This window comes from Cohnella sp. GCM10020058 (genome assembly GCF_042683485.1).
Lineage (GTDB): Bacteria > Bacillota > Bacilli > Paenibacillales > Paenibacillaceae > Cohnella.
On sequence record NZ_JBHUJV010000009.1, the window covers coordinates 52720 to 67368 of the forward strand.

General features: G+C 59.1%; 12 protein-coding genes and 1 pseudogene. 10 read left to right on the forward strand and 3 right to left on the reverse strand.

The window, feature by feature from the left end; translation table 11 throughout:
• Positions 1-17 precede the first annotated feature (17 nt).
• Positions 18-824: an MBL fold metallo-hydrolase gene (locus tag ACFSR7_RS15860; protein WP_282912123.1), complete on the forward strand. Its 807-nt coding sequence runs from the start codon at positions 18-20 to the stop codon at positions 822-824.
• Between the two features lie 4 nt (positions 825-828).
• Here ACFSR7_RS15860 and ACFSR7_RS15865 read toward each other — a convergent pair whose 3' ends face one another.
• Positions 829-1026, reverse strand: a complete 198-nt coding sequence (locus ACFSR7_RS15865) for a hypothetical protein (protein WP_378121730.1) — start codon at positions 1024-1026, stop codon at positions 829-831.
• 144 nt (positions 1027-1170) lie between these two features.
• On the opposite strand from ACFSR7_RS15865, the gene ACFSR7_RS15870 reads away from it, so the two are divergent.
• From ACFSR7_RS15870 to ACFSR7_RS15885, 4 genes and pseudogenes are all read left to right on the forward strand, one after another.
• Complete coding sequence (locus ACFSR7_RS15870; protein WP_378163151.1) at positions 1171-2481, forward strand: S1C family serine protease; 1311 nt, start codon at positions 1171-1173, stop codon at positions 2479-2481.
• A 41-nt stretch (positions 2482-2522) separates the two neighbouring features.
• Positions 2523-2690, forward strand: a complete 168-nt coding sequence (locus ACFSR7_RS15875; protein WP_282912126.1) for a CxxH/CxxC protein — start codon at positions 2523-2525, stop codon at positions 2688-2690.
• A gap of 376 nt (positions 2691-3066) precedes the next feature.
• Positions 3067-3207: pseudogene (locus ACFSR7_RS15880) on the forward strand (transposase); the annotation flags it as partial.
• Positions 3208-3285: 78 nt separating this feature from the next.
• Positions 3286-3957 (forward strand): hypothetical protein, encoded by a 672-nt coding sequence (locus ACFSR7_RS15885; RefSeq protein ID WP_378164669.1) that lies wholly within the window; start codon positions 3286-3288, stop codon positions 3955-3957.
• Between the two features lie 222 nt (positions 3958-4179).
• On the opposite strand, the gene ACFSR7_RS15890 is transcribed toward ACFSR7_RS15885, so the two are convergent.
• Positions 4180-5649, reverse strand: a complete 1470-nt coding sequence (locus ACFSR7_RS15890) for a magnesium transporter CorA family protein (protein WP_378163153.1) — start codon at positions 5647-5649, stop codon at positions 4180-4182.
• Positions 5646-6353: a TrkA C-terminal domain-containing protein gene (locus ACFSR7_RS15895; protein ID WP_378163155.1), complete on the reverse strand. Its 708-nt coding sequence runs from the start codon at positions 6351-6353 to the stop codon at positions 5646-5648. The genes ACFSR7_RS15890 and ACFSR7_RS15895 overlap by 4 nt, the downstream gene beginning before the upstream one ends.
• A 462-nt stretch (positions 6354-6815) precedes the next feature.
• On the opposite strand from ACFSR7_RS15895, the gene ACFSR7_RS15900 reads away from it, so the two are divergent.
• The 5 genes from ACFSR7_RS15900 to ACFSR7_RS15920 all read left to right on the forward strand — a co-directional run bounded on the left by ACFSR7_RS15900 (position 6816) and on the right by ACFSR7_RS15920 (position 14600).
• Positions 6816-8561, forward strand: coding sequence for an ABC transporter ATP-binding protein (locus ACFSR7_RS15900; RefSeq protein WP_378163157.1), 1746 nt, complete (start codon positions 6816-6818; stop codon positions 8559-8561).
• Between the two features lie 89 nt (positions 8562-8650).
• Positions 8651-10699 carry an ABC transporter ATP-binding protein gene (locus ACFSR7_RS15905; protein WP_378163159.1) on the forward strand — a complete coding sequence of 683 codons (2049 nt, stop codon included), beginning with the start codon at positions 8651-8653 and terminating at the stop codon, positions 10697-10699.
• Between the two features lie 18 nt (positions 10700-10717).
• Positions 10718-11257: a GNAT family N-acetyltransferase gene (locus ACFSR7_RS15910; protein ID WP_378163161.1), complete on the forward strand. Its 540-nt coding sequence runs from the start codon at positions 10718-10720 to the stop codon at positions 11255-11257.
• A gap of 168 nt (positions 11258-11425) precedes the next feature.
• Positions 11426-12301, forward strand: coding sequence for an undecaprenyl-diphosphate phosphatase (locus ACFSR7_RS15915; RefSeq protein WP_378163163.1), 876 nt, complete (start codon positions 11426-11428; stop codon positions 12299-12301).
• 298 nt (positions 12302-12599) lie between these two features.
• On the forward strand, positions 12600-14600 hold the full coding sequence (locus ACFSR7_RS15920; protein WP_378163165.1) for a DEAD/DEAH box helicase: 2001 nt from the start codon (positions 12600-12602) through the stop codon (positions 14598-14600).
• Positions 14601-14649: the final 49 nt, after the last annotated feature.

Consider the following 14649-nt stretch of genomic DNA (forward strand, 5'->3'; position numbering starts at 1 on the left):
GAAGGGAAACAAAGCTTATGGGACTTCGCTTCACGGTGCTGTCCAGCGGATCGACGGGCAATGCGACCGTCGTTTCCTCGAGCGCGGCGACAGTACTCATCGATGCCGGTCTAAGCGGCAAAAAAATCGAATCGCTGATGCAGGAGCGAGAGGTGTCGGGCAGCGAGCTGGACGCCATCTTCGTGACGCACGAGCATTCTGACCATATTAAAGGACTGGGCGCCTTTGCCCGCAAGTACAGCCTCCCCGTTTACGCCAACGAGAAGACATGGGGCGCCATGAACAAGCATGTCGGCGAGCTGCCGGACGAACAGCGCAAGGTGCTGCCGACCGGTGGCGTCATGGAACTGTTCGACCTGCGGATCGAGTCGTATGCAATCTCGCACGATGCGGAGGAGCCGGTGGGCTACTGCTTCCGGTCGGACGGCACGAAGCTGACGCTGGCGACGGATCTTGGATACGTCAGCGACAAAGTCATGAGTCAACTGCTGGAGTCGGACGTGCTCGTGCTGGAGGCTAACCACGATATCAACATGCTCCGGATGGGCCGATATCCTTGGAACATCAAGCGCCGCATTCTTGGCGATATGGGCCATCTATCGAACGAAGCGGCCGGCGATACGCTATGCCGGCTCTTATCCGAAGGCCGTACCAAGCGCGTTTACCTCGCTCATTTGAGCCAGGAGCACAATTTGATGGATTTAGCGAAGCTCACGGTGAATACCGTATTAGAAGATAACGGCGTTTTCTATCAAAAGCACGAGTTTGCGCTATGCGATACGTACGCCGACCGGCCGACGCCTTGGGATCTGGTGAAGGCGTAGTTTGTCAGAACAGATGGCGCTCCAGCTCTTCTTCCATCTCTTCTGACTTTAACCGCAGCTCCTCTGCGGTGACGATGCCTTTGTCGACCAACACTTCGATCAGCGTGGTGAGCGCCAGCAGTTGACGATAGCGGTCGTCCTTCAGGTCGGCGAGCTGCGCCGCGAAGTCTACGAACGACCAATGGGGAGACGTGGGTTTCAAGCGCTTGTCCTCCTTGCATTACCATTTTGATTTGTCGTCGGTTTGCTTGCTATGGCTCTGTTAATCTATTACTATTTTAGTCAAATCGCTTACCATTCATTCCAATTTTCTTTGCTTTTAATCGGTCAGCGAGGGAGGCGTCTCATGGGCTTTTTCAAAGACGATTTTTACTCTACCAAAGTTAAGCGAAGCAGCCGGGAGCCGTCCGGCTCCTGGAATCGGCCGAGCCGTTGGGGCCGCCAGAATTCCGCTTTGAAAATAGCGCTCGTCTCTTCGCTGGCTAGCTCCGTGCTGGTTGCATCCCTTTTCTATCTGGCCGTCGACCGTCCGAAAAGCGGATCCGCGGCGCCGGCGCTATCGTCAAGCGTCTCGGGCGGGTACGATACGAACGAGGCGATCATCTCCGCTGCCGCCAAGGTCGGTCCTGTCGTCGTGAGCGTCATCAATCAGACGCAAGGCGGATCCTCGAACAACGAGGCAGCGATCCAAGAAGGCACCAGCCTGGGCTCGGGCGTGATCTTCCTGAAACAAAAAGGGAAGGCTTATATGATCACGAACGCTCACGTTATTGCAGATAGCGTGAAGCTCCAGGTCGTTCTGTCAAACGGGACCAAGAAGACCGCGACTGTCGTAGGCAAGGATACGATCACGGACCTGGCCGTCCTTGAGACGGACGACAAGGGGATCAATCAAGTCGCCGACATCGGAGACTCGGGCAAGCTGCGCAAAGGCGAGACGGTGATCGCGGTCGGCAATCCGCTCGGATTCAGCGACTCGCTGTCTAACGGCATCGTTTCCAACTTGAAGACGACGGTGCCGATCTCGCTCAACCAGGACGGTGTCTACGATTGGGAGGAAGAGGTCATCCAGATCTCGGCACCGATCAATCCGGGCAATAGCGGCGGCGCGCTCGTCAACTTGAAGGGCCAAGTCGTCGGGATCAACAGCATGAAGGTCGCGGATACGAGCGTAGAGGGCATCGGATTTTCGATTCCGATCGACGACGCCATGCCGATTGTGGACCAATTGATGGAGCACGGCAAAATAAAGCGTCCTTATCTGGGCGTCTACTCGATGGACCTGTCCATCTACCTGGATAATAAGGCAGGTTCGGAAGACGAAGCGCCGTCCGACGACGGAGACGCCGAGGCTACGCCGGATTCGAACGGCGACGACGACGATGTTCCCGCAGGCGAAGAGCTCGTCATACCGGACGGCGTTACCGACGGCGTGGTCGTTCTCGAAGCCGTCGGCCCGGCTAAAGCGGCAGGTCTTGCCTTTAACGACATTATCGTATCGCTCGACGGCCATCCGATCAGCAGCACCCTCGATTTGCGCAAGTACTTGTATACGAAAACCCAAATCGGGGATACGCTAGATATTACCTATTATCGTGACGGGAAGAAGGGCGAGCTCAGCGTGAAGCTCGTCGAGAAGACCGAGAACGACGGCTAACCACATGAGCCGATCTCCGGCAAGAGGAAGGATATCTCATCATGTATTGCGTATGTAAAGAACACGTAGAGCTCGCGATCGACACCTTCGTCGACGAATACGAGGATGCGCCCGATCTCGTCAATTTGAAGGAGACCAAGTTCTCCGCCTGGGATCCGCCGCAGCACTGCGAATATTGCAAGGAGCCGGTTCACTTTCTAATTGTCTGAACTGCCGAGGCTCCACCATCTAGAGAACGCAAGACGCCCTATAAAGGGCGTTTCGGCGTTCTCTTTTTTATGCGCCAGAGCCGTGCCTGCCGCCGCGTTTTAACGATATCCCCTTCAATCAGGGAGCGAACATTTGCGCAATATGTCTTAACGGCATCCCCTTTAATCAGGGACAGTCGCATGGCTCGCGCGATACGTTTTAACGATATCCCCTTCGATCAGGGGGGAGACGAGCAGCTTTGCGAAGCTTGTTTACCCCGCCCAAAAAGCACAAAAAATCAGTAGACACGGCATTCGCATTTTGCTAAAATAAGAACAAATGTTCCCTTTGGAGTGAGATGCGATGAGCGGAAGCCGATATTCAATCGGAGACGGAATGCCGACTTATAGCGAGGAAGATTGCGAGGGCGCCCTCTTTATGGCGAAGTGGCCTGAAGGGTATAGGTGCCCTCGCTGTTCGCATCCGCGTTATTATCGCGTTTCCTCGAGAGGGCGCGGGCTGTTTGAGTGCGTCTCCTGCAGGCATCAGACCTCGCTGACGGCAGGCACGATACTCGAAGGTACGCGCACGCCGTTGTGCAAGTGGTTTCAGGCGATGTATCTGATGCAGATCGGCATAAGCGCGAAGTTGCTGTCCGAGCTCATTCAGGTGACCTATAAGACCGCGTGGCTAATGAACCATAAGCTTCGCTACGCCATCGAGCAGCGGGATGCCGACCTCCCTTTAGAAGGGAGTTTACAGTTGCTTAGCGAGTTATACGGATACGAATTCCACCGTCATTTTAGCGGCAATGGCGCGGCGCAAGAGGATAAGTCTCAGTCTGTAGTCGTCGGCGCTTCGGTCAATGAACAGACGGATATGGTTAAGCAATTGAAGATCAAGCGCGTGGAATGCACGAGAGCCGGCCAGGATGCTGGGGGCGTAATCGGGCGGTTTCTGCAGCATCATGCCAATGATTCCAGCGAAGTAAAGATCTTTGATCGTCGCAATCGCAAAGAGCGTACGGGACTGCATGCAGCATGGACGGAAGCCGTCAGGTGGCTGGCCCGGACATTCGGAGGGATTGGCCCGAAGCATCTGCAGGCGTATCTGGACGAGTTTTGTTTCCGTCGCATGTTCCGCAGCGGATCAATGGTTGAATTGATGGGCTTGTGCGGGACGACGGCTACAATTATATATCGAGATCTGGTTGGAAAAAGATTTGGCGTACATCCGATTAGATGGCGCTCTAAACGCGCTAAATCTCGTCAAGTGTTCGCATCATAAGCTCAAACAAGCGCAGATTTAAGCGATCTGCAATGACCCTTCGGCAAGCTCAAGGCACAGCGAGGGTCTCCGCATTTTTGCAGCCATTTTTCTGAGCGAAGGGGATATCGTTAAAACGGGTGAAAGGGGGTCTATAGCCCCCCGGCACACGCTATCTTCTTGCTGATGGCACAGCAAATCGTTGATGCAGGCATTTGCTCGCGCACGCGGCAGCAGCGAGTATCAGTTTTTGAACCGTTTGAGCAGTTCACGGCCCCATTTCCACAGGATATTTCCCGACAACAGGAATGCGACGAGCAGACCGCTGCAAGTGACGATCAGCGCGAGCCACTCGAAAGGCGAGTAGCTGGACATTTTGCTCCACTTGATCGGATTTTTAAGATCGTCGATGACCTGGTTCATGCCGTAGATGCCGCTGATGACGGTGTAGATGGTGAGAATGTTCAGCAAATAACTGGAGCGGCGCGAGTTGGCGTTCTCCTGGTACTTGAACAAGTCGTTGAGCGTCTGCTTGACGTCTTCGAATAGCTCGTCGTTGCCGTACATCCTGCGCAGTTGGAGAAAGATCTCCCGACCCTGAGACTGCGAGACGACTTCAAGAAAGTTGTACTTGGCGGAAAAGGTGGTGATGTCGCGGATGAGCAGCTCCGTCTTTTCCGAGTCGCGCTCCATCTGGACGCGGGAGTATGCATTCGACAGCTTGAGCAGAACGATGCGGTGAAAAAGGTTCAGCAGCAGGCCGTAATAGTATTCGCCGTACATTTTGTTGACGATGGCGTCGGCTTTGCGTTCGGGCAGGCTGTTCAGGCAGCAGAAGCAGCTCTCGTCGGTCTGATAGTAGGCGTACGGCGCCCATCGCTCAAGACCGGTGTCCCGGCAGTAATCCTCGATGTAAGGCATATAGTAAGCGCTGATATACGGGTCCCCATCGTCGTCGAGGCCGTCGAGCCTCGATGCGCGGTAGCGGTCTAGTAGTGAGATGTCCGTATGCTCGGGGAAAGCATAGCTCGCCATGACATACATGCGCTCGTCGATCAGATAAGGCAGCTCCTCGAAGTAAGCGCCGTCCATCGGCGTGCGGTCGAGATGCTCGACCATGTGCGGCACGATCGCCTGGAAAATGAAATCCTGGACCTCTTGGTAGCACTCTCCTTCATACACGACGTTGGCGGCGCGGTCCTCGCTATGGGCGTCTTGGAGGGCACGAAGACGATCGGCGAATTCGATGGCTTCGGTCAAGGTGAGGTTCTCCTTGGCCAGTTGGACACGAAGCGTGATGAAGCCGGTGTCGAACGGACAGAGCACGACGTCAACGGCGTGCAGGACAAAAGGCGCATCGAAATAACGCGTCCGCAGCACGGCTGTCGTCCCCATCGCCTTGCTCATGCGCTGGAAGCTCACCTCGTTGTCCTCCGACGGGAACAGGACATGGTTCGTGAACGGCAGGTAATAACGCTCCATATCCCGATGCGACACGTGATGCTTCGGGCCGTAGAACGCCTTTTCCAGCTCCAGCGCGCTCAGCCGAAAGGCGGCGAAGCCTTCCCGCTCGAGCGTCGTTTTAACGTCTTTGTGGCAATCGGTCGTCAGGGAAAAGGGAAATAAAAACTGAAAATTCGCCTCCCGGATCGGCTGATCCGTCACGTCCCCGTGATGAAACGGTTGTACAGCGCCCATGCGCTCGTTTTTCATAAAGGGGAGACCGCCTGCCTTTCGTCTCGTTCCATAGCCTTCTTTTCTTCAAGCTCTTCTCCAAAGGAGCGCTTGATCTGTCTCATGCTTCCGTATACGTACAACACGTCTCCCGCCTCGAGCGGGGTCTCCATGCGGCTGTCGCGGATCGCGACGGTGCCGCGCTTGATCAGGAGAATGTTCACGTCCGGCAACCGGTCGCACAATTCCTTGATCGTACGGCCGATGGCCGGCGACGCCTCGCCGATCGGAATATCGATGAAGGCATCTTCTTTCTCCAAGTATAGCACCTCTTGAATCGCCAGCTCGTGAATCGCGAAGGTTTGGCGGAAGGCGCCGCTCATTCGCTTCTCCAGCAGCTTGCCGACCGCAGGCATGCGCAGCACGACATAAGCGATGAACAGCGCGCCGGAAGCGATCGACAGCGGGAAAAGGTGAAAGTCGGGAGCCAGGATGGCACTGACGCAGGAGATCATGACTGCTAGCGAGAAGGCGCCGAACAGAATCAAAAAGATGCCGATCCGTCTGCGTACGGGATGTCCGAGGATCAACTCGGACTCCTTGGTCGTGAAGCCGGTGCCGGTCAGGAGCGAGACGACCTGAAAGCGCGCGATAGGGTGTTCTAATCCCGTCGCCTGCATGAGGATGGCGGAGATTTCGACGACGAGAAACACGATCAGTATGTAGACGAGTATAAACCCCATAAGGGCGCCGCCTTTCGCTCAGATCCGCGAGAGTGCCGCGGTAACTATACTTCAGTTATACCCTTAGTACCGGATGCTTCAAGCGTGGGGACAGGCGGCAGACCGTAATTTTCCAATCACCCATTGACAGCTTCCGCGGGCCGATGTTACAGTGTCAAATGTCAAACACATTTCACAATTGGAAGGGAGGATTGCGTTCGATGCGTACATTCATGATTGTGCCAGCTGCTGTCGTTGCTGCCTTTGCAAGCGAACGTAATCCGTTCAAGCCCGTTTAATCCAACGATGGATATCGAGGGCGCGCGATTACGTGATCCGTAATCGTGCGCCCTTTCTTGTTCGTCCCGGAACGAACGAATGTTCGAAAACCGGGAACGAATGCATAGAATAGGCGTATCGCTTACGGGCGATGCGCCTTTTTGCATGCTTGGATGCAAGCGGGAACAGAAGAGAGGGAAAAAAATGCTTAGCGTACTTATCAAGTTAAAGTGGTTTTTCAGAGCGCATTGGAAGCGGTATACGATCGCGGTCGTCCTGCTCGCAATCGCGGGCATCATCGACATCTTGCCCCCCAAGCTGCTTGGCAACACGATCGACGGCATTCAGCAAGGGACAATGTCGCAGGCGGAGTTCTATCAGATCGTCGTGCTGTGGCTCGGGGTGACGATCGTCGGCTATGGCATCAACTACGTGTGGATGTACCAGCTGTTCGGGGGCTCGATGATGCTCGAGCGACTGCTACGCACGAAGCTGATCCGTCACCTGCTGAGAATGACGCCGACGTTCTACGAGCGCAACCGGACGGGAGACCTGATGGCGCGCGCGACTAACGATTTGTGGGCCATCTCGAACACGGCCGGCTTCGGCATTTTGACGCTGATCGATTCGTCCATCTTCATGGTGACGCTGTTGATCATCATGGCGGGTCTGATCAGCTGGAAGCTGACGCTCGCGGCCATGCTGCCCCTGCCGCTCATCGCGCTGGCGATGAAGCATTTCGGCGGCAAGATCCACGACCGCTTCATGAAGGCGCAGGATTCGTTCGGCGAGCTGAACGATCAGGTGCTCGAATCGGTGACGGGCGTTCGCGTCATTCGCGCTTACGTACAGGAAAAGGCGGACGAGGAGCGATTTCACGCGAAGACGAACGAAGTGCTGGAACGGAATATCGCAGTTGCCCGCATCGACGCGCTGTTCGAGCCGACGAATAAGGTTCTGATCGGACTGAGCTATATCATCGGCGTTTGTTATGGCGGCTATCTGGTCTTCCGGAGCGAGATCACGCTCGGAGAGCTCGTGTCTTTCAACATCTTCCTCGGCATGCTGATCTGGCCGATGTTCGCCATCGGCGAGCTGATCAACATCATGCAGCGCGGCAACGCATCGCTCGACCGGGTCAACGAGACGCTCGGCTACGTGCCGGACGTCCAGGACCCGCAGCGGCTCACCGAAGTGAAGGCGCCCGACACGCTGACGTTCAAGACTTTGACCTTCCGCTATCCATCGTCGGCGGTTGACAATTTGATCGACGTCGGCTTCGAGCTGAAACGCGGCCAGACGCTCGGCATCGTCGGGCGCACCGGCAGCGGCAAGACGACGCTGCTTAAGCAGCTGCTGCGCGAGTATCCCCCGGGCAGCGGGGAAGTGTCGATCTCGGGCGTGCCGATCCAGGACATCGGGATTGACCGTCTGCTCTCCTGGGTCGGCTATGTGCCGCAGAACCCGATTTTGTTTTCCCGCACGATCCGCGAGAACATCTTGTTCGGTCACGAGGAAGCTACGCCGGAGACGCTGCAGCATGCGCTCGTCCGGGCCTCCTTCGCCAAGGACATTGCCTTCCTGCCCGACGGGCTCGAGACGCTGGTCGGCGAGAAGGGCGTGGCGCTCTCCGGCGGACAGAAGCAGCGGGTGAGCATCGCCCGCGCGATGATCGCCGATCCGGAGATCCTCATGCTGGACGACGCGCTGTCCGCCGTCGACGCCAGGACGGAAGCCGAGATCATCGAGGGCATCCGCACGGAGCGAGCCGGCAAGACGACGCTTATCGCGACGCATCGGCTGTCCGCGGTTCAACACGCGGACCTCATCCTCGTGCTGGACGAAGGATACGTAGTCGAGCGGGGCACGCACGAGGAGCTGCTGGCGCACGGCGGCTGGTACAAGGAGCAGTACGATCGGCAGCAGCTCGAAGCGATCGTCGAAGGTTAAGCGACGTAATTCGCGGACGCGACTCGACGCGAGACACTACGGACGCCTTACAGAGCGAAGAGAAGAGAAAGAAATGAAGGTGACCAATCATGACAGGCAAGCGTTTATTTCGCTACGCACTGCTGTATAAGAAAACGATCGTCTGGGCGCTGGTGATGCTGGCGCTGGCGGTGTGCGCCGAGCTGCTCGGACCGCTGCTGGCCAAGCGGATGATCGACCAGAACATTCTGGGCATCGAAAAAACCTGGTACCAGGTCCAGGCCAAGCAGAGCGACGCGATCTCCTACCGGGGCAACTGGTATGTGAGAAGCGACCATCTGCCGGCCGGCGCGGACCGCAGTCCAGCATCGGCCAGACGCGTACTCCAGGAGAAGCGAAGCTACTACTGGATCGACAGTGACTTGGCGTTCGACGGCGCCCGGTCGGTCACGGACGGCACGATGACCGTGACCGCCAAGGACGGCCGCAGCGTGCAATATACAGCCACGAAGCTGACGAAGGGCGAATTGTATGCGTTCTACAAGCCGGAGGTGCCGATGCTCCTGCAACTGGCTGCCGCCTACTTCGGACTGCTGCTGCTCGCCGCTGCGTTCACTTATGGGCAGAAGCTGCTGCTGCAGACGTCGGCGAACCGCATTGTGCAGCGCATGCGCGAGGACGTATTTGCGCACACGCATCGCCTGCCGGTGCAGTACTTCGACAACCTGCCCGCAGGCAAGGTCGTCTCGCGCATCACCAACGACACCGAAGCCGTCCGCGAGCTGTTCGTGGCGGTGCTGGCAAACTTTTTCTCCGGCATCGTCTACATGACCGCGATCCTCGGAGCGCTGTTTCTGCTCGACACGAGCCTCGGGCTCATCGCCCTGCCGCTCATTCCGATGCTGGCGATCTGGATCGTCCTGTACCGCAAGTACGCGGGCAAGCTGAACAATGTGATCCGTGCCAAGCTGAGCGACATCAACGGCATGATCAACGAGGCTATCCAAGGGATGACCATTATTCAGGCGTTCGGCAGACAGAAGAAGATGGCCAAGGAGTTCGACGAACTCAACGAAGACTATTTCAATCACCAGACGAAGCTGGTCAGCTTGAACTCGATTACTTCCCATAATCTCGTAAACGTCGTACGCAATCTGATCTTTCTGGCCGTTCTCTGGATGTTCTGGGGCGGGTCCTTGAGCAGCGCGGTCACGGTCGGCGTGCTTTACGCATTTATCGACTACATGAACCGCATGTTCCAGCCGATTGTCGGCATCGTCAATCAGCTCTCCAATCTGGAGACGGCACGGGTGTCCGCGTCCCGCGTATTCGAGCTGCTGGACCAGCCGGGCATCCCGGTCGAGCCGGGCGCCGTGCCTCGCAGCGGCGGGGACGTGCGCTTCGAGCACGTGACCTTCGCCTACAAGAAGGGCGAGAACGTATTGAAGGACGTCAACTTCCACGCCCGCCAAGGCGAGACGGTCGCGCTCGTCGGTCATACGGGCTCCGGCAAAAGTTCGATCCTAAACCTGCTGTTCCGCTTCTACGACATTGAAGAGGGCAGCATCAAGGTTGACGGCGTAGATGTTCGCGATATTCCGAAGCAGCAGTTGCGTACCCACATGGGCATCGTGCTGCAGGATCCGTTCCTGTTTACGGGGACGATCGCCTCGAACGTAAGTCTTGGCAACCCCGCGATCACGCGGGAACGCGTCGAGCAGGCGCTGCGCGATGTCGGCGCATACGACATGTTCATGAGTCTGCCGGGCGGGCTTGACGAGCCCGTCATTGAGAAGGGCGCGACGCTGTCCGCGGGCCAGCGGCAGCTGATCTCCTTTGCCCGGGCGCTGGCCTACGACCCGGCGATTCTCATCCTGGACGAGGCGACGGCCAGCATCGACACGGAGACCGAGGCCATCATCCAAGCGGCGCTGGACGTGCTCAAAAAAGGCCGGACGACGTTCGTCATCGCTCACCGGCTGTCCACGATCCGACAGGCCGACCAGATTCTCGTGCTGGACCACGGCGTCATCGTCGAGCGCGGCGATCATGAGCGTCTCATGCGGCTGCAGGGTAAATACTATGCGATGTACCAGCTGCAGGGCGGCGCTGCGATGGAAATTACCGGCGCCGAGCAAACGGAAGCGGCGGCGAAATGAAGCAAGGAGAGGGACAGGATGACGACAATTCGCACGGAAACGAAAGAAGATATCGAAGCGGTCAGGAAGGTTCATCTGGCCGCCTTCGGCGGACGGGAGGACGAGAGCCGGCTCGCGGACCGCATCCGCGAGTCCGCCGGCTTCGTGCCGGCGCTGTCGATCGTGGCGGAGACATCCGGTCGAGTCGAAGGGCATATGCTGATCAGCCAAGCGGAGCTCGTGGACGGTCGGGACGCAGAGGACACGCTCGTGCTGGCGCCGATCGGCGTGCTGCCTGATGCGCAGGGCCGCGGAATCGGGGGCGAGCTGATCCGGGAAGGCATCCGCAGGGCGGAGCAGCTCGGTTACAAGCTGATTTTTCTCATCGGACACCCGTCCTACTACCCGCGATTCGGCTTCAAGCCTGCCGTGGATAGCGGGCTCGTCCTGATGCAGTTCGACGTACCGGACGACGTGTTCATGGTGCTCGAGCTGACGGAGGGAGAGCTGGCCCGGCTCAAAGAGACGCGCAAGGAGAAGTATGGGGAGCTGAAGTATCCCCAGACGTTTTTCGCCTAGAATTTCTGTGAAAGGTAACGCCTATCTCGCGTCTTCGTGCTCGAATCCTTCCCCGAAGGGTACTATAGTAGCGGAAGCTTGGGCCCCAGTCCATTAGACAAGGACCCTGCGTTCCCTATAAACTAGACCATAGGAAATCGGAATCGGGAAAGGGAGTAGAGCGTACATATGTCATTCCTGGAAATTCTAAAGGGCATCATTATCGGTATCGTCGAAGGCGTCACGGAGTTTGCGCCCGTCTCTTCCACAGGTCACATGATCATCGTGGACGACTTGTGGCTCAAGACCGAGAACTTCCTCGGCTCGGATGCGGCAGTCGCATTCAAGGTTGTCATCCAGCTCGGCTCGATCCTCGCGGTCGTCGTATTGTTCTGGCGGCGGTTCATGGACCTGCTCGGTCTTAGAAAACTCGCAGGCAAAGACGCTCGCATTGAAGCGGAACACGAAGGCACGGGAGAATGGAGCGGTTCCGGCACAGGACGGCTCAAGCTGATGCAGGTCATCGTCGGACTCATTCCGGCCGGTATTCTTGGCTTCCTGTTTGACGATATGATCGAGAAACACCTTTTCTCCACAGAGACGGTGCTTGTCGGCCTCGTGCTGGGCGCCATCCTCATGATCGGCGCGGACCGTCTGGGGCCGAAGCAGCCGAAGGTGAACACGGTGGACCAGATTACCTACAAGCAGGCGTTTACGATCGGCCTGATTCAGTGCTTTTCGCTGTGGCCCGGCTTCTCGCGTTCCGGCTCGACGATCTCGGGCGGCGTCCTGCTCGGTCTCAGTCACCGTGCGGCGGCGGACTTTACCTTTATTATGGCCGTGCCGATCATGGCAGGCGCGAGTCTTATCACGCTGCTCAAGAACTATCAGTACATAACGACCGATATGCTGCCGTTTTACATCGCTGGCTTTGTCGCTGCGTTCTTGGTCGCGCTGGTGGCCATCCGGTTCTTCCTGAACCTGATCAACCGGATCAAGCTCGTGCCGTTCGCTATCTACCGCATCGTGCTGGCTGTCGTTCTGGCGCTGGTGCTCTGGCTGTAATTAATGGAATACGGCTGCCCGGGAAATGTCCGGTGCAGCCGTTTTTTAATGCCCGGACTTTTGAACGGTATCCCCTTAAGTCAGGAGACGGGGTCCCGCGGGAAGTTTGAACAATATCCCCTTAATTCAGGGAGAAAGATGCATCCTGATCGAAGGGGATACTGTTCAAACGGGTAAAATAAGGACAGGGCGCTACTAAAATTAAGGATTAGTCGAAATGCGGAAAAGGGCACGTAATGTGGTAGGATAGGAGTACGAATGCGCGGCAGCGGTCCGCGAATATAAATGAGGTGCTATTGTGGCAGAGTTTGGACCATTGGGTGTGGCGGCACGCGCATCCGAATTATTGCATAGCTTGGGTATCAAGCAGCCGACGCCGGTACAGGCGCAGACGATCCCGGTTGCTCTGACGGGCAAGGACGTCATCAGCCAGGCGCAGACGGGCACGGGCAAAACGCTTGCGTTCGTGCTGCCGATGCTCGAGCGGATCAAGCCGGAGGTGCCGTATCTGCAAGGGTTGATCGTGACGCCGACGCGCGAGCTCGCGATCCAGATTACGGCGGAGATCAAGAAGCTGCTGCCCGCCTACGAAGGCGTGCGCGTGCTGGCGGTCTACGGTGGGCAAGACGTCGAGGCGCAGCTGCACAAGCTGGAGGGCAATATGCATATGATCGTGGCGACGCCGGGCCGGCTGCTCGATCATATGCGGCGCGAGACGGTCAGGTTGTCCAACGTGCGCATGATGGTGCTTGACGAAGCCGACCAGATGCTGCACATGGGCTTCCTCGGCGAGGTCGAGGAGATCATCTCCAAGACGCCCAAGGACAGGCAGACGATGCTCTTCTCGGCGACAATGCCGGACAAGATCCGGAACCTGGCCGGCCGCTATCTGCGGGAGCCACAGGAAGTGACGGTCAAGGCGAAGCAAGTGACGGTCAAGGATACGGCGCAGCTTGTCATCGAGACGACCGACCGGGCCAAGCAAGCGGCGCTGGTGGCGATGATCGAGGAGACGCAGCCGTATCTGGGCATGGTCTTTTGCCGCACCAAGCGGCGCGCGAGCACGCTGAACGAAGCGCTGCAGGCGCTGGGGTACAGCAGCGACGAGCTGCACGGCGACCTGTCGCAGGCGAAGCGGGAGCAGGTTATGCGGAAGTTTCGGGATGCGAAGCTGCAGCTGCTGGTCGCTACGGATATCGCAGCGCGCGGGCTAGACGTCGAAGGCGTGACGCATGTATACAACTATGACGTGCCGCAGGATGCGGAGAGCTACATTCACCGCATCGGACGGACAGGCCGTGCGGGCGAGTCGGGTATGGCGATTACGTTCGTCTCGCCCAAGGACCGCGGCGATCTTGGCGTGATCGAGGACGGCATCGGCATGTTCATCGAGCGGCGCAAAATCGGCGCGGCCGGCGGCAGCGTGGCGGCCGAAGGCGCTGCGACGGCGAAGCCGCGGACGCCAGGCGCATTTGGCAAGCGTGCGGGTGCCGCGGGCGCCGGAGCGCGCAGCGGCGCGACGCGCGGTGCCGGAGGCGGGCGGCGCGGCGAGAGCCGCGGAGACGATCGCGGCGCGCGGGGTGAAGGCCGCGGCGCGGTACGCGGCGGCGTCGTGCGCGGCGCGCGCGGAGATGGCGCAGCATCGCTCGGCGGGCGCGGCGCTGAGCGGGGCTTGCGAGGCAGCGCGGCGAATGCGGGCGCGGGCCGCGGCAAGGGGTTGCCTGCGCGCGGCGGACGCGAGGCAGTTGCCGGTGGCGGCGCAGGCGAGGAGCGCGCCGCCAAGTGGTGGGAGCAGGGCGAATACTTCGCCCCGCCTCCCGAAGAGCGCGCGGCGGAGCCGCAGGGTCAGCGCCGCAGGCCGGGCGCGGGCGGCCCGGGCAACGGCCGCCGCGAAGCCGGCGCCGGCAGGCCGCAGGCGGCACCGGGCCGCGGGCCCCGCAGCGGCGGCAGCGCGAGCGAGGGCCGCTACGCCGGCGCATCCGCGCTGGGCGGCAGGGCCGAGCGCGGCGCCAAGTCGTACGGCACGCCGGCCGAGCGGCCCAAGCGCGGCGGCGACCGCGCCTCGGCGGGCCGCGGCGAGCGGAGCTTTGGCGCCGGCACGAGCGGCGGAGCGGGCGGCTTCACTCGCGGCAGCGAGCGGCCATCCGGCGGACGCAGCGGCGGCAGGTCGCAGGCCGGCGGTTCCCGCGACGGCGGACGCAAGCCGTCTTCCGGCGGGCGGGGCGGCTTCGGCGGCACTCCGGGCGGCGGCGCGGGCCGCGGCAAAGCGCCTTCGCGCTCGCCGAAAGGACGCAAATAGAGCTTGAACAACAGCAACACGCCTTGCGCACCCAAAAGTGCGTGAGGCG

Excerpts from the sequence above, each read along its gene's own strand:
- ACFSR7_RS15875 (WP_282912126.1), top strand. The coding sequence starts at position 2,523 with ATGTATTGCGTATGTAAAGAACACGTAGAGCTCGCGATCGACACCTTC.
- ACFSR7_RS15890 (WP_378163153.1), bottom strand. The coding sequence starts at position 5,649 with ATGAAAAACGAGCGCATGGGCGCTGTACAACCGTTTCATCACGGGGAC.
- ACFSR7_RS15870 (WP_378163151.1), top strand. The coding sequence starts at position 1,171 with ATGGGCTTTTTCAAAGACGATTTTTACTCTACCAAAGTTAAGCGAAGC.
- ACFSR7_RS15905 (WP_378163159.1), top strand. The coding sequence starts at position 8,651 with ATGACAGGCAAGCGTTTATTTCGCTACGCACTGCTGTATAAGAAAACG.
- ACFSR7_RS15900 (WP_378163157.1), top strand. The coding sequence starts at position 6,816 with ATGCTTAGCGTACTTATCAAGTTAAAGTGGTTTTTCAGAGCGCATTGG.
- ACFSR7_RS15915 (WP_378163163.1), top strand. The coding sequence starts at position 11,426 with ATGTCATTCCTGGAAATTCTAAAGGGCATCATTATCGGTATCGTCGAA.
- ACFSR7_RS15860 (WP_282912123.1), top strand. The coding sequence starts at position 18 with ATGGGACTTCGCTTCACGGTGCTGTCCAGCGGATCGACGGGCAATGCG.
- ACFSR7_RS15895 (WP_378163155.1), bottom strand. The coding sequence starts at position 6,353 with ATGGGGTTTATACTCGTCTACATACTGATCGTGTTTCTCGTCGTCGAA.
- ACFSR7_RS15910 (WP_378163161.1), top strand. The coding sequence starts at position 10,718 with ATGACGACAATTCGCACGGAAACGAAAGAAGATATCGAAGCGGTCAGG.
- ACFSR7_RS15885 (WP_378164669.1), top strand. The coding sequence starts at position 3,286 with ATGTATCTGATGCAGATCGGCATAAGCGCGAAGTTGCTGTCCGAGCTC.